19 protein-coding genes and 1 pseudogene are annotated in these 13357 nt (G+C 39.5%); 10 read left to right on the forward strand and 10 right to left on the reverse strand.

Annotated elements, in window-relative coordinates; translation table 11 throughout:
- The 10 genes and pseudogenes from LU301_RS03110 (at nucleotide 1) to LU301_RS03150 (ending at nucleotide 5107) form a co-directional block, all read left to right on the forward strand.
- The gene (locus LU301_RS03110; RefSeq protein WP_305272422.1) at nucleotides 1–1017 is read left to right on the forward strand and encodes a phage major capsid protein, P2 family; all 1017 of its coding nucleotides are present in this window, start codon (nucleotides 1–3) and stop codon (nucleotides 1015–1017) included.
- Nucleotides 1018–1034: 17 nt separating this feature from the next.
- Nucleotides 1035–1775 carry a phage terminase small subunit gene (gpM, locus tag LU301_RS03115; protein ID WP_305272424.1) on the forward strand — a complete coding sequence of 247 codons (741 nt, stop codon included), beginning with the start codon at nucleotides 1035–1037 and terminating at the stop codon, nucleotides 1773–1775.
- 12 nt (nucleotides 1776–1787) lie between these two features.
- A complete protein-coding gene (locus tag LU301_RS03120; RefSeq protein ID WP_305272426.1) occupies nucleotides 1788–2198 on the forward strand; it encodes a head completion/stabilization protein in 411 nt (136 codons plus the stop codon).
- Nucleotides 2198–2398 carry a tail protein X gene (locus LU301_RS03125; RefSeq protein ID WP_305272429.1) on the forward strand — a complete coding sequence of 67 codons (201 nt, stop codon included), beginning with the start codon at nucleotides 2198–2200 and terminating at the stop codon, nucleotides 2396–2398. Before LU301_RS03120 ends, LU301_RS03125 begins: the two co-directional genes overlap by 1 nt.
- Before the next feature lie 8 nt (nucleotides 2399–2406).
- The gene (locus LU301_RS03130; protein WP_305272431.1) at nucleotides 2407–2796 is read left to right on the forward strand and encodes a phage holin family protein; all 390 of its coding nucleotides are present in this window, start codon (nucleotides 2407–2409) and stop codon (nucleotides 2794–2796) included.
- A gap of 4 nt (nucleotides 2797–2800) precedes the next feature.
- Nucleotides 2801–3298, forward strand: a pseudogene (locus LU301_RS03135) (NlpC/P60 family protein); the annotation flags it as partial.
- A gap of 9 nt (nucleotides 3299–3307) precedes the next feature.
- Nucleotides 3308–3688: a phage tail protein gene (locus tag LU301_RS03140; RefSeq protein WP_305272434.1), complete on the forward strand. Its 381-nt coding sequence runs from the start codon at nucleotides 3308–3310 to the stop codon at nucleotides 3686–3688.
- On the forward strand, nucleotides 3689–4129 hold the full coding sequence (locus LU301_RS03145; protein ID WP_305272436.1) for a phage virion morphogenesis protein: 441 nt from the start codon (nucleotides 3689–3691) through the stop codon (nucleotides 4127–4129).
- Nucleotides 4126–4329: a Com family DNA-binding transcriptional regulator gene (locus tag LU301_RS12055; RefSeq protein WP_370692218.1), complete on the forward strand. Its 204-nt coding sequence runs from the start codon at nucleotides 4126–4128 to the stop codon at nucleotides 4327–4329. Before LU301_RS03145 ends, LU301_RS12055 begins: the two co-directional genes overlap by 4 nt.
- Nucleotides 4286–5107 carry a DNA adenine methylase gene (locus tag LU301_RS03150; protein ID WP_370692219.1) on the forward strand — a complete coding sequence of 274 codons (822 nt, stop codon included), beginning with the start codon at nucleotides 4286–4288 and terminating at the stop codon, nucleotides 5105–5107. The genes LU301_RS12055 and LU301_RS03150 overlap by 44 nt, the downstream gene beginning before the upstream one ends.
- 22 nt (nucleotides 5108–5129) lie before the next feature.
- On the opposite strand, the gene LU301_RS03155 is transcribed toward LU301_RS03150, so the two are convergent.
- The 10 genes from LU301_RS03155 to LU301_RS03200 all read right to left on the reverse strand — a co-directional run bounded on the left by LU301_RS03155 (nucleotide 5130) and on the right by LU301_RS03200 (nucleotide 13350).
- On the reverse strand, nucleotides 5130–5333 hold the full coding sequence (locus tag LU301_RS03155; protein ID WP_305272438.1) for a ribbon-helix-helix domain-containing protein: 204 nt from the start codon (nucleotides 5331–5333) through the stop codon (nucleotides 5130–5132).
- A 350-nt stretch (nucleotides 5334–5683) separates the two neighbouring features.
- Nucleotides 5684–6841 carry a contractile injection system protein, VgrG/Pvc8 family gene (locus tag LU301_RS03160; RefSeq protein ID WP_305272440.1) on the reverse strand — a complete coding sequence of 386 codons (1158 nt, stop codon included), beginning with the start codon at nucleotides 6839–6841 and terminating at the stop codon, nucleotides 5684–5686.
- A 12-nt stretch (nucleotides 6842–6853) separates the two neighbouring features.
- Nucleotides 6854–7252, reverse strand: coding sequence for a phage tail protein (locus tag LU301_RS03165; protein WP_305272442.1), 399 nt, complete (start codon nucleotides 7250–7252; stop codon nucleotides 6854–6856).
- A 14-nt stretch (nucleotides 7253–7266) separates the two neighbouring features.
- The gene (locus LU301_RS03170) at nucleotides 7267–9909 is read right to left on the reverse strand and encodes a phage tail tape measure protein (RefSeq protein WP_305272444.1); all 2643 of its coding nucleotides are present in this window, start codon (nucleotides 9907–9909) and stop codon (nucleotides 7267–7269) included.
- 36 nt (nucleotides 9910–9945) lie between these two features.
- Nucleotides 9946–10062, reverse strand: a complete 117-nt coding sequence (locus tag LU301_RS03175; RefSeq protein WP_305272447.1) for a GpE family phage tail protein — start codon at nucleotides 10060–10062, stop codon at nucleotides 9946–9948.
- Nucleotides 10063–10067: 5 nt separating this feature from the next.
- Nucleotides 10068–10388 (reverse strand): phage tail assembly protein, encoded by a 321-nt coding sequence (locus LU301_RS03180; protein ID WP_305272449.1) that lies wholly within the window; start codon nucleotides 10386–10388, stop codon nucleotides 10068–10070.
- A gap of 189 nt (nucleotides 10389–10577) precedes the next feature.
- Nucleotides 10578–11084, reverse strand: a complete 507-nt coding sequence (locus LU301_RS03185; RefSeq protein ID WP_305272451.1) for a phage major tail tube protein — start codon at nucleotides 11082–11084, stop codon at nucleotides 10578–10580.
- On the reverse strand, nucleotides 11084–11704 hold the full coding sequence (locus LU301_RS03190; RefSeq protein WP_305272453.1) for a phage tail sheath C-terminal domain-containing protein: 621 nt from the start codon (nucleotides 11702–11704) through the stop codon (nucleotides 11084–11086). The genes LU301_RS03185 and LU301_RS03190 overlap by 1 nt, the downstream gene beginning before the upstream one ends.
- 2 nt (nucleotides 11705–11706) lie before the next feature.
- Complete coding sequence (locus LU301_RS03195; protein WP_305272454.1) at nucleotides 11707–12531, reverse strand: hypothetical protein; 825 nt, start codon at nucleotides 12529–12531, stop codon at nucleotides 11707–11709.
- A gap of 3 nt (nucleotides 12532–12534) precedes the next feature.
- Nucleotides 12535–13350: a phage tail sheath protein gene (locus LU301_RS03200; protein WP_305272456.1), complete on the reverse strand. Its 816-nt coding sequence runs from the start codon at nucleotides 13348–13350 to the stop codon at nucleotides 12535–12537.
- Nucleotides 13351–13357: the final 7 nt, after the last annotated feature.

The raw sequence follows: 13357 nt of genomic DNA on the forward strand, positions 1-13357 counted from the left end.
ATGACCGCTTTACATCAAATTGCTCGTGAGCGTTTTGCAGAATATAAACGTGAAATCGCTCAAATGAATAATGTTGCAGATACGGCCGAAAAATTTGCCGTTGCTCCTGCACCATTCCAAAAAATCGTTGCTGCCTATCAAGGGGCTGATGATTTTCTAAAATTGATTAACATCATTCCTGTGATTCATCAGTCAGGTGAAAAAATCGGCTTAATGGTTGGCTCAACCATTGCCAGTACCACAAATACCAAGACACAAGCTCGTCAGCCTGTGAATGTCGGTGATACTAAAGTTGATGATAAATATTTGTGTCAGCAAATTAACTATGACGTGGCGTATCGTTGGGAACTGCTCAATGCTTGGCGACATGACCCAATGTTTAAATCTAAATTAGCTCAAATGGTTACAAAAGCCATTGCTTTAGACAAAATTACCATCGGTTTTAATGGTACAAGCCGTGCTGATACATCTGACCGCAATGCTAATCCGTTGTTGCAAGATGTGGCAAAAGGTTGGTTACAAAAAATCCGTGATAACGCTCCATCGCAAGTGTATCAGGGCAAATCTGGCGGACAAATTACCGTTGGTGCAAATGGCGAATTTAAGACACTCGATGGCTTGGTGGAGAGTGCGGTAGAAACATTGATTGGCGAACAATATCGCAATGACCAAAATCTCGTGGTGCTTTGTGGTCGTAATTTAGTCGCTAGAAAATATTTGCCGTTGCTAGATAAAGCCCAAGACCCAACCGAACAAATTGCCAGCCGAGTGTTATATGGCGATAAAGTATTAGGCACACGCCAAGTGTTGTATCCGCACAATTTTCCTGCTAATGCGATTTTAATTACCACTTTAGATAACTTGTCGATTTACTTGCAAGAAGGCACGCTCGTCCGCCATATCGAAACACAACCAGCGTGGGATCGTGATGTCGATTTTCAGTCGATTAATGAAGATTATGTGGTGGAAGATTATTTCCGTTGTGCTTTGCTTGAAAATATTGTGGTGGAAGAATAATCATGGGCATTGAAGATATGAAACAACATCGTGAAAAGATGTTGTTACAAATGGAGCAACGTAAAAAGCCGTCTGCTCTTATAACAGTTTTGGAAAAATTGAGTGAATTAAAAACACCCACCGAGAATAATATCGAATTACGCCTGATGTCGCACTTGGCTCAGCTGAAAGAAATTCGCTCGGTGGAGCAAAAAATTGCACTTAAATCGGAATGGCTACCGCAATACATGGGCTTTATTGAAGCAAGTTTAGCCCAATCCCCTGCACCGCAAAATAACGTGTTGATGTATATGTTAGTGTGGGCGATTGATGCTCAAAACTTACCTTTATCATACCGTATTGCACAGCATGGTATCTTAAATGGTATGGTCATGCCTGAAGGCTTTACACGCTCAATCGCAGAATTAGTCGCTGATGAAGTGGGCGAAATCTGTCTTAAAAACCCTGATTTAGCCGTTGAACATGGCGACTTGCTCAAACAATTTGCAGAGCTAATTCAGGGCGAAGATTTAGCTGACCAAGCCCATGCAAAATTGTACAAGGCGATTGGTATTGCACTCGAAAATTCAAAACCAAGTGATGCTTTAACAGCTTACAAAAACGCTTTACGTCTGCACGATGGTAGTGGCGTGAAAACCAGTATTACACGCTTAGAAAAAATGCTTAATAAAGCACCGATGTTGTCCACTGCAACACCTGACGGCTCGCACCAAGCTGACGATAAAAAGTCAGATGATGGTGCGTCCACCGTCACTTGATAGGGGCTAACTGTGCTTATCAATCAACAACCGATTGACAAAGTCATTGAAAATCCACGCTTAGGCTATCCCAGTCTAAGCGTGAAAGAATTGCTCAATACTGTGAGATTAGATGAAAGTAAGGGCGAAGCATTACTCAGCGAAAAAATTTTGCTTGCGATGATTGAAATCAATGGGCAATTATTGGATAAAAATTTTATTCAAAATCCGCTCAATGATGAACAAACCGTCCTCTATAAAACAGCCGTCTGTTATGAATGCTCGGCATTAATTGCTGAAGATAATTTAGACTTTGACACCACATCAACAGGTCAAATTCGTGGCGAAAATGGCTTGAGTAAAATCGGTAGTTTAAGACGCATCGTGAGCAATCGTATCGCTGATTTAACAGGGCGAAAACGAAACCGAGTGAGATTGATTTAATGCTGGTTTATGCTCAACAATTTGACACGATTGACAGTATTGCTTATCGATATTTTGGTGAGCAATCTGTTGATTATCTAGCAAAAATTTTAGATTTAAATCCTAATTTAAAAGGCGTGATTTTGGCTGAACATCAAGCAATACAACTCCCTGTTGCAACGGTTGAGCCAACATCAAACACCCTAAAATTGTGGGATTAGGAGGATATATGCCGTGGCGAAATAATCATTTTTTAACCGACTTATTGCAATGGCTAAACACTTATGCAACGGTCATTTTTGGCTTTTTCTTAGCCGTATTTATTTCAATTTTTAGTACGGCTAAAAAACATGGCAAGATTGATTGGTTAGAAGCTCTTATCTGTGGCGGTTTAACGGTCGCAATAGCAAGTATCTTAAATTACATCAATTTGCCTAATCAACTGGCTATCTTTATCGGTGGCTTTATCGGTTTTAAAGGCAGTTTGTGGGTCGAGGAGAAATTTAATCAAGAGTATCATCGGCGTTATCCACCGCCACATTATCCGCCATCAAACCATCATCACCATCAACCAACACAGGAGCAAAAAAGTGGAACAAACTCAACAACTGATGAGTAGTCCAGAATTGGACTGGATTGCTGAAGCACGCAAACATATCGGTTTAACTGAAACAGTCGGAGCAAAACATAACGCAACGATTGTAAGCTGGGTAAAAGACTTGGGCGGTTGGTGGCAAGATGACGAAGTGCCGTGGTGCGGTGTTTTTATCGCCCATTGTCTAAAATCGGTTGGTATCAAATATCCCAAACATTGGTATCGTGCTTTGGCATACGCTGATGAAACTTTAGCCACTAAGCTAGAAAAACCTGCCTATGGTTGCGTGGCTGTGAAAAAACGTAAGGGCGGTGGTCATGTGTGCTTTATCGTGGGGCGTGATGAAAAAACCAATAAACTGTTGTGTTTAGGTGGCAATCAAGGCAATGCGGTCAATATCCGTTTATATAACGAAACTGATTTTGACGGTTTTTATTGGTACGGTCGCACGCCTAATCCAGCCCCACATCGTTATGATTTAAATTTAATTGCGGGCAATTTTAAACCTGCAGGCAACGAAGCATAGGATATTATCATGCACCATTTAGCCGAGTTGAAACGATATTTAAATCAGCAAATGCCACGATTAACTGATGATAAAGTCCATTTATTTATTGTTAATGGTGGCTATGTTAATCAACATTTAGAATATACCGCTCGGCTATTATTTTTAGATTGTCGTCATGACCCTATCTTTATTTTAAATCATATTAAATTGTGGCTCAAAAAACATCATCGACATTTAAAACCGAACGGCTCACAAATTGAAATTAATTTTAGCAGTGAAGTGATTGATACTAATACTTTTGATTTAGAAATTGATTTTATCCAGTATGATGATTTAAATATCAATGCGGATACTGGAGAATATGTCATTTGTGATAATACTGCTCACCTTAAAATGTTAGGTTTGTAAATGTATTTTTCAGCTTTAAATACATGGCTCAATCAAATTGCATTATCGCTTGATGATAGTCAAAAAAGAGATTTAATGCGTAAAATATCGTTGGGATTAAAACAGCGAACCGCTCAACGTATTAAAAATCAACTTGACCCAAGCGGTGCAAAATTTGTGCCACGCAAACGAGACCAGATTGGCAAAAAGAAACGCACAGGAGCATTATTTCAGGGGATACATCGGCAACTCAAAACAGATTATACAGCTGATAAAGCCAGTGTCGGTTTTGCAGGGCGAACAGGGAATATCGCTTTAATTCATCACGAAGGGCGGACGGTAAAGCCGACTAGAATCGCACAGCCTACCGCTTATCCAGTGCGTGAATTGGTTGGTTTTAGCGATGATGATGTGCAATGGATTGAGCAACAAATTCATAATTTTATGAGTAATTTAGCATGAAAGAATTTAGATGTACTTGCGGACGGCTTTTAGCGAAAGTTGAAAATCGTGCGGTAAAAGTACAAATTAAGTGTCCACGTTGTAGCGTGGTTAATCATTGGAACGTCTTGAACGTCGGGTCAGATAGCCATGAGCTACCTTTACAGGAAAATAAACATGGCGATGAAAGTCAAAACGGACGAAAGTCCAGTCCAATATAATCCGTCTGGTCGCTCATTTAGTGGCTGGTTAGGCGGTAAATATCAACTTGCACGCACTATTATTGAGATGATGCCACAACATAAATATTATGTCGAAGTATTTGGTGGTGCAGGTTGGGTATTATTTAAAAAATCCCCAAGTCAAACTGAGTGCATCAACGATATTAACGGTGATTTAATCAATTTATACCGTGTTTTAAAATATCATAAAGATGCGTTTTTAAAAGAGTTTGAATATCAGTTAATTAGCCGTGATGAGTTTAATCGTGCTAAATCTGAAAATCCGCAATCATTAACAGATATTCAGCGTGCTTGTCGTTTTTATTTTATTTTGCGTACTTGTTATGGTTGTCGTATTGATAATCCTACTTTTTCGCAACGTGTTACACGCTCTAGCAGTTTAAAATTGGGTGATGAATTAGATGAGATTATCACAAGCGTACATCAGCGTTTGCAACGTGTGATGATTGAAAATCAATCTTATGATAATTTAATTCGTCAGCAAGACCATGTCGATACTTTATTTTATATCGACCCACCTTATTATAATTGTGAAAATTATTATGGTAAGGATATTTTTGGGCGTGATGATTTTGACAACTTGAAAAATATTTTACTTAATATCAAAGGTAAATTTATTTTAAGTCTAAATGATGTGCCTGAAGTGCGTGAATTATTTAAGGATTTTAATATTCACAGCAAGAAAATCCGTTGGTCGGTTAATTCTACAACAAGCAATAATGAGCTTGGCAAAGAAGTGATTATTACTAATTTCTAAAAAATAGGGGATTAAATATCCCCTATTTTTGATGTTTTTCGGCATATTCTTTGATGGCTTTGACAATCAATTCATTTTGAGCCATATTCAAATCTTCAGCAATTTTTTTAATCAATTCAACATCATCACGATGTAATTTGTATGACTTGGTCATAATCCCACGTTTAGCATCGCTATCGGTTTGAATTTGGGTACGAGTTTTTGGTTTTTCAACAATTTTTGGCATAATACTTGACCTTTCTAAAAAATCAGATTAATATAAAGTTAAGGAGTGACTAGCGTTTCCACTAGCCAGAACCTTAGCGAGTACCAGTCGCCTTAGGTTTATTTGTTAGTAAACGTTACCGCTTACAACAAATAAGATGATGATTACGATGAGCTTTAGTAGCGTTTTCATCGTCTTACTCCTTAATTTTTTATCGGTATCGGTGGCTACCGATTTACCAATCTAACAACCCTTGCTAGATGTTTATATTATAGGTCATTCCTACATAAAAATCAAGCATTAGTTTTACTTTTTTAAAAAAATCTCTTTAAATTTCAATCATATTCCCAACATCAGGAATATGATAATGTCTAAATACTCGCCTCTAATTCTAATTGTGTTGTCAGCCCACTGGTTGAGTATTGATGTGTCGCTTTTGCTACAATCCACCGCAAACCATCAATCTGTGGCTTAAATCCTTGCAATTTAACAGCTTGCTCTGTAGATATATCAGGTATGCCAAAAGCCGTTGTGATACTAAATTTCGCCATCTTACGATTTTTCTCCGCCATTTTTGCTTGTACTGCTTGCTCGGCTTCTGCTTTGGTCGCAAAAGTACCTTTTAATACTTTGGTTTTAGTGCGTTTATCATCACCATCGCCATAGTGTTCAACATCACCAGCTATTACTTTAGTGCGTGTGCCTAAACGTTCCTTGACTTGTGGCTTGGCTGGCTTAGCTTTGATGTCTTGTTTTTTCTGTTCAGTTTTTGGGGTTGTTTTTTTATTGCTCGTTTTCTTATCTGTGGTTTTCTTCGGTTTTTTCTTCTCTACAGGTTTGCGTTTTGCCTGACTTTTGTCATAATAATATGCTGTTACCCCAGTATAATTGCCATCTGAGTCTTCTTCATTGTAGCGATATTGGTCGCCCATTTTTCGTGTAATGGTTAATGTCGGCATAGTTTTGCCTGATGCTGTTTTACCTTGCCCAGCGACAAAAATCAATAGCATATCCTTTTTTACTGCCATTTCCGCCCCATAGCGATTTGCCAAGCGTTGAATAAAACTTAAATCACTTTCATCAGTTTGGTCGATATGGGCAATTTTAATATTCGCCAAATTCGATGGCATATTGAGTTTAAGTTGATTATTTTTGGCAATGCTTTGGGCAATTTCACCAAAAGTTTTGCGATGAAAAGACTGACTTTTTCCTGATTTAATTTCCCCACGCAAATTCGCTGAACTGGCTTTAATGGTAATGGTATCAGGCGTGCCAGCCCATTCCACTTCATCGACGATAAAATCGCCTTTGTCGGTTAATGGCTCGCCCTTAAAACCAAGTTGGCAGTTAATTTTTACCCCACGTTTGGGCAATTCTAATTTTCCGTCATGGTCGTCCAATACGATGTCGAGCTGGTCGGCTTCTTTGGCTCGGTTATCGGTCAATGATACCGAGATAATCCGTTGTACAATAACATCATTGAGCGGTTTATTATCAACGGTTAAAATACATACAGGCGTTTTTAGCATTTTTACATCTCCTTAGTTGGCTATTTTATCGTCATCTACACGCACAAGTTTTAAGCTAAAATCAATCTTGCGTGGTACACCCAACTCAATCAAGATTGATTTTGTCTCATCAAGTGATGTAATAATATACACGCCATACACATAGCCATTGCCATCAACAAGGGTAAATCCTTGACCACTGTCCGCCATGCTTGCCAAGTCATCTAAAAATTTACGTTTACCAAAACCATGCTCTTCATAAACATTACCATTCAGGGTAATATTTTCTTCGCCATGACCGATAAACTGCTTTTTTGCACGCCCATTAGCGACCGCATTTTCTGCATAATTCCACTGGCGTTGGCGTTGTAACTCATTAAATGCCAAGTCAGATAGAGTAAATACAAATTGACCCAGTGCCATGATTGCCATAATTTTGCTCCTGTTTACGCATAATCGCCATAACTACGGCGTTGTTGTGCTGCAAGTTTAAGTTGATGTTGTTGTAACTGTCTATCCACAATACTCGCGACCATATTTGGGTCGCTGACTCCTGAAATATTGATATTCGCCCCAGCAAAATGATTGACGCTCGACCGATTGACATTGGCTTTCAATGGTGCAACTGCTGTCACTTTCGGTGTGGCTTGCAACGATGTCGGTTGTGCCATAGTAGGTACTGATGGAATACTTGGAATAGACACTTTCGGAATACGATTTAATTGAGCAATCAGGCTATTTACTGCTGAAATTGCACCATTGATAGGAGCAACCAAGCCATTGTAAACACTTGCACCTACAGAACTTAAAAACGCTTTAAAATTGTTAAAGTGTGTTCCTGCACTTGCCACAAATAAGGCAATTTTAGCAGCGGTTTCACCAAGCCAACGTCCAATGGTCATAAAGGTTTCTACAACAATCCCAATCAGTGAGCCAAGCATCATCCCAAAGAGATGTCCTAAATTAGTCGCTGTTTGTAATTGTTCATTATTGGCTTGCATAGGGGAAAGCATTTCCAATAACACACCCTTAAAAATATTCCAAATTGAAACCAAGCTATCCCATATTGGGCGTAATGGCTCTAAGGCTATTTTTAGTTGGTTAAATGCTATTGACACACTATCGACCATTGGAGCAAGTCCCAATTTTAAACCGTCCCAAAAACCTTTAAAAAAGGCTTTAATCGGTTGCCAATAGCGATGAATTGCTAAAGCCACTACAGCAATTAACGCGATAATTACTGTCAAAGGGTTGGTTAAGGTAGCAATCGCTAAGGCTCTTAAACCTAACACTGCTAGGGGAATGGCTTTTTTACTTAAAAATAACAAAGCACCACTTAAACGGCTAACCATTGCTACAGCTCCAGTACCTATACCGCCCATGCCAATAGATGCAAGGCTCACTTTAAGTAAAGCCAACGGTCCGATAAATGCTGTGATTGCCAAAGCACCTGCACTTAATGCTCCTAAAACTGCGACCATAACCACAGCAATTTTCATTAACGTACTTGCCAATTCTGGATTTGCGACCGACCAAGCATGGACTTTATCCGCCACTGCACCAATTTTATCCATCACTTGATTGACTAGGGGCAGAAGAGTTGCTCCTGCAGTCATGGCGACTGCTGACATTTTATTTTTCATTAATTGTAGATTATTTGCAGTCGTGGCAGCACGGCTTGCATATTCTGCTTCCATTGAGCCAGCATACTTACTTTTATCACTCACCGCCTGTAAGTTTTTCTGTAATGTGCCTAAATTCTCTGCATATTGAGCAACAATAGGCAACGCTTCAGAACCAAAAATATCATTGGTAATCGCCACCCGTTTATCTTTATCTAACTTGCCAATAGCGGTCATGACTTGAGCAACGGTTGCATTGGCATCGACTTGCATATCTTTGGCAATTTTTTTGTGGTCTAAGCCCAGTTCTTTAAATGCTGCCTTTTGCGATTTAGTCGCAGATTCGCCTTTGGTTAAGGCTAAAATCATATTTTTAATCCCTGTTGCTGCCACATCAGGCTGGACTGCCGTCAATGATGCAGCCATTGCAGCAATACTACTTGATGCAAAACCGCCAACTTCGCCCAGTGAGCCAATCCGCTGTACCACTTCCATTACTTTTTTAGCTTCGTTGGGCGAGTTATTGCCAAGCCAGTTAATTTTATCTGCCAAAGCCACCACTTCGGGCTGTGTCATTTTAAATGCGGTTCGCATTTCTGCCATCGCTTGACCTGCTTCATCTGCTGTAATATCAAAGGCGACACCCATTTTAATGGCACTTTCGCCAAAAGACAGCAATTCATTTTTAGCAATACCTGATTGTCCCCCTGCTGATATAATTTTGGCAATATCATTAGCGGTCATTGGTAAGCGTTTACTCAATCCAATGATGTCTTGTTCCATTTGTTTGAATTGTTGTGGCGTATCAAAATCAACCACTTTTTTGACGTCTGCCATCGAACTTTCAAAATCCATTGCCATTTTTACAGGCACAATCATAGACGCTGTTCCTGCGGTTGCTTGTAGTGCAAAATTACCACTTTTCTCCCTTAAAGTAGCAATCGTTTCTTGCGTTTTTTTATAGCGTTCTTGAGCTTGTTTTACTTGCTCTAACTTTTTCTTACGTTGCTCTAAAACAGCATTACCTTGCTCAATTTTTTTGCGTAAATCAATTTCCGCACCCACAAAATTTTTAGTGTTAATGCCAGCTTCATTCAGCACCTTACGATAGCCCTGCAATTTTAGCGTTTGCGATTGTTGAGCCTGTTCTAAATATCTCACTGCTTTACGAGCCTGTTCAAATTCTTTAATCATTGCTTTAGTTGGGTTAGCAGTTTGAGCCAACTGTTGCCCAAGCTGTTGAGCTTTGGCTTTGGCTTGTTCCAACTCACTAGAAGTTTGTTTTAACACCTCGTGCATACGCTTAAAAGAAGTGATATTCCCCATGCTTTGGTTAAGTTTTTTCATCTCTTCTTTTTGCTCTTTAAGTGCTTTAGAGACTTTATCACTACTTTGTGTGATGTCTTTGAGTGGCTCAGACACTTTATCAATCAACGATAAAACCGCTTCTAAATTTAATTTTGCCATTTATTTTCAACCTATAAAAATAGCCCTAAACTAGGGCTATTCTGTACTCCATCTTGCTACAGCCCGCTCTCGCCAAGCCATTAGCTCATCAAGTGTAAACTCGTCGCAGTCTTGCGGTGTCCAATGAAAAACGACCGCAATATCTGCAATCACTTCATCTACACTGCTGGGGAGTTGCTGTTGCTCACGAAAAAACCAATCATTGCTACCCCAAGCGTGGTAAAGTCGGCAGGGCTTAAGTTATATACATCTTGCTCGGTCATGGTTGGCACGGTGATGCGTGTTGCCAATTTTGCGAGACTATCCACGTCCATCTGAATGACGTTGCTTAAACTTAAACCACGCAAAGCCCCTGTTTTCGGTTTATTGAGTTGTACAGTTTTGATGGTGTCATTGCCACGCTTAAAACCATCGTCAAATCCAACATTGACCACATCAGGGTTTTCGATTGGCAACGTATTATTTGCTTGTTCGTTCATTGATTTTCTCCAAAAAAATTAATCATGTAGGGGCGAAAAATCTTTCGCCCTTACGCATTTTATAGTCGATTTATATCAGAATAATACAATAAATGTAGGGGTTTATTACATAAACCCTTTGTAAAATCAATTACTTGGGCGAATATAATTCGCCCCTACTGTTCCATTTTGAATTGAATTGACTATAAATTACAAACCTAAAAGATTTTTCAGTTGTTGAGCGACATCAGTATCGCCAAACTTTTCAATGCCGTTGATAAAATCAAGCTCGCACACTTCCACGCCATCAACATTGACACGGTAATAGCTCACGTTATACTTGATTTTATGCTCCGTTTGTTCGCCAAGTTTGCTCGAACCGCCATCAAATTCAACAGCAGAACCACGCATATAAATTTCGACAAAAGACTGCGTACAAGTATCTTGACGTTTATATGAACCAACATAACGAATCGGCAATGATGTCGCACCACAATATTTCAGTTGGGTTAAATGAGTTGGGTCAAAACCGCCATATGTGATTTCGCATTCCATTTTTTCATAGCCCATCGTGATGCCAACGTCGCCAATCATGCCAGCCCCACGATAGTCTTCTACTTTTTTAGTGATTTTAGGCAACTGCACTTCTTGAGCAACACCTGCCCAGTTTACGCCATTGGTAAACACGTTAAAGTTATGTAACGTACGAGGTAACATTATTCATCTCCTGTACCGTTAATAAGTTTGGCAAAATCAACCATATAACGCCCAGTAATACGGTTATTTAAGCCCAAGTTTTCAAGTGGAGGGACAATGCCAAAATCATAATCAATCCACAAAATCCCACTATTCAATGCTTCTGGCGGATTTTGCTCACTGTCAAACCAAACCATACCGCCCATCAATAGGCGGTCTTTTCCGCTCGAGAGCGAGCGTAAATAGGCGTTGATGGTGTCGATAATATCTTTGGCTAAAAATGGTGTGAGTGGCTGGTCTATATATTCAAAACAGGCATTATTGATACTGTCTTTGAGTGTTTGTTGCGTACGCACCGCCACTTCAAACACATAATCACGCTGGCTCGATGGCGTACGATTGCCCCAAAAACGGAAACCGTTATGTTGGATTAACGTGGTAATGTCGTTGTGATTTAAGTAGCCCACGTCAGTGTCAGGGTCTTCAAAATCAAAACTCAAATCATGGCTAATCCCTGTCGGACTAGCGATAGGAACGTTAGAAATGGACTTATGCCAGCCGATTTCTTTGTCTAATTTCGCTCGTAAGGCACTTGCGAGTACAACGGCAGATAAGATGCCAGCTGAATATGTTGCAGTCATATTTACTCCGCATTAAACATTTGTTGCAACTTAAAAATTGCATTACGTCCATTAGTTACTAAACTTTTGTTTTGTTGTTCAGTTGCTACATAATCTTTACCGCTATTACCTTGAGCTTTTATTTCTACAGTAATATCTTGACTATAATCAGTGTTTTCAAATACCATTTCATCGCCTTTATCGATCAGATTAATGTGATAATTCAACAATTGTGGAGCGAGTTCATCAATTGTGCCGACACTATCGAAACCATTACTAGTCCGAATGCGATGACGACCTGTTTGTTTAGTAAGACGCATAGAATTTGTTATGATATAGCTACCATCTTCAGGTAATGATAAATCAGGAGCTTCACTATGTTCATCACCTACCATATCAATACTTCCGAAAGGGATATTATTTTCTAAACTAAAACGTACATTTTTTCCGTCAATCTTGATACTTGTATTTGGTTGAAGAATTGGTATGTAATCGATACCACCACTAACTGCTTGAATCTCAACATTGACTACGCCAATTCCTCTATAAGCGATAAGCCATTCACCCGTCTCTTTTTGAACCATGTGAAAATCATTACCTAGTTCTAAGATGGTTCTGCGAATACCATCAAAACTACCTGTAGCACTAAAACCATTACTCGCTTCAAAATGGTGTATACCCGTTTGATTACTAACTTCTGCGACATCACTCCCAGCTTGAGAAGTAATATGATTAAACACAAACTCACACGGTAAATCTTGCACGCTAAAAGTCGCTTGCTGACCAGTTACCGAGATTTGACGTACATCGCCAGTAAAATTTTGGGGCATAATTTTTACTTTACTCATCGATTAAGCTCCTGTTACCGTAAATTGTTGTGTTTGCTCGTCCCAAGCGATTGAAACATTGTTATGATTGAAACCCTGTTTTAGCTCGTCAATTGTGAGCATTGCCACCAGTACATCATCAATATAAATTTCATATTGCTGTTGAGCGGTTGGTTGAATATTTACCGTTGGTGTCGGCTGAACAGGGGCTAAGGCAATAGTACTAGCATAATCACTTTGCAACACATTACCCGCAGTAAATTCGGGCCAAATCAGCATCACTTCTTTGTCACCCAAAGTTTTGCGATAAGCAACCACTTGCTCTTTGGTTGCCAACATTTGAGCTTGCTCATCTCGTGGCGTTACATAACTAAATGCACGTAACTTTTTATTGATGTTAATCAATGCATTAATGACATCAGGCGTTTCACAATCAGGTACAATATTGATTTTTGGCACCACGCCTAAACGGGTTTTTGCAGTCAATAATGCTTGTAAACCTGTACGCTTGCCATCGGCTTGGGTTGTGCCAATCACACGGCTGGCATTAAATCCACCATCAACAAATGGACTAGGGATACGCACCACCACAATAGTAGGATTAACAATCGCTTGAATGGTTTCAAGTGATTTGCGTAAATTACCGTGATAGCCTGATTTAGCCAAACCTGTATTAATGTTGGTAATTAATACAGGGGTATTAAGTGGATAAAATTGCTCATCGGCATCATCAGCAAAAGCGACTAAGCCAATGACATTAGTCGGTGTCTCACGGATAAAACCTTGACTATCCACATGGTCACGGTTAGACAAACCGTGATGAAATTGATGACTTGACATAATTGTC

The sequence above is a fragment of the Moraxella sp. ZY210820 genome (assembly GCF_030674635.1).
Taxonomy (GTDB): domain Bacteria; phylum Pseudomonadota; class Gammaproteobacteria; order Pseudomonadales; family Moraxellaceae; genus Acinetobacter.

Excerpts from the sequence above, each read along its gene's own strand:
- LU301_RS03195 (WP_305272454.1), bottom strand. The coding sequence starts at position 12,531 with ATGAGTAAAGTAAAAATTATGCCCCAAAATTTTACTGGCGATGTACGT.
- LU301_RS03145 (WP_305272436.1), top strand. The coding sequence starts at position 3,689 with ATGTATTTTTCAGCTTTAAATACATGGCTCAATCAAATTGCATTATCG.
- gpM (WP_305272424.1), top strand. The coding sequence starts at position 1,035 with ATGAAACAACATCGTGAAAAGATGTTGTTACAAATGGAGCAACGTAAA.
- LU301_RS03165 (WP_305272442.1), bottom strand. The coding sequence starts at position 7,252 with ATGGCAATCATGGCACTGGGTCAATTTGTATTTACTCTATCTGACTTG.
- LU301_RS03150 (WP_370692219.1), top strand. The coding sequence starts at position 4,286 with ATGGCGATGAAAGTCAAAACGGACGAAAGTCCAGTCCAATATAATCCG.
- LU301_RS03190 (WP_305272453.1), bottom strand. The coding sequence starts at position 11,704 with ATGACTGCAACATATTCAGCTGGCATCTTATCTGCCGTTGTACTCGCA.
- LU301_RS03160 (WP_305272440.1), bottom strand. The coding sequence starts at position 6,841 with ATGCTAAAAACGCCTGTATGTATTTTAACCGTTGATAATAAACCGCTC.
- LU301_RS03110 (WP_305272422.1), top strand. The coding sequence starts at position 1 with ATGACCGCTTTACATCAAATTGCTCGTGAGCGTTTTGCAGAATATAAA.
- LU301_RS03200 (WP_305272456.1), bottom strand. The coding sequence starts at position 13,350 with ATGTCAAGTCATCAATTTCATCACGGTTTGTCTAACCGTGACCATGTG.
- LU301_RS03185 (WP_305272451.1), bottom strand. The coding sequence starts at position 11,084 with ATGTTACCTCGTACGTTACATAACTTTAACGTGTTTACCAATGGCGTA.
- LU301_RS03130 (WP_305272431.1), top strand. The coding sequence starts at position 2,407 with ATGCCGTGGCGAAATAATCATTTTTTAACCGACTTATTGCAATGGCTA.
- LU301_RS03180 (WP_305272449.1), bottom strand. The coding sequence starts at position 10,388 with ATGAACGAACAAGCAAATAATACGTTGCCAATCGAAAACCCTGATGTG.
- LU301_RS03125 (WP_305272429.1), top strand. The coding sequence starts at position 2,198 with ATGCTGGTTTATGCTCAACAATTTGACACGATTGACAGTATTGCTTAT.
- LU301_RS03170 (WP_305272444.1), bottom strand. The coding sequence starts at position 9,909 with ATGGCAAAATTAAATTTAGAAGCGGTTTTATCGTTGATTGATAAAGTG.
- LU301_RS03140 (WP_305272434.1), top strand. The coding sequence starts at position 3,308 with ATGCACCATTTAGCCGAGTTGAAACGATATTTAAATCAGCAAATGCCA.
- LU301_RS12055 (WP_370692218.1), top strand. The coding sequence starts at position 4,126 with ATGAAAGAATTTAGATGTACTTGCGGACGGCTTTTAGCGAAAGTTGAA.
- LU301_RS03155 (WP_305272438.1), bottom strand. The coding sequence starts at position 5,333 with ATGCCAAAAATTGTTGAAAAACCAAAAACTCGTACCCAAATTCAAACC.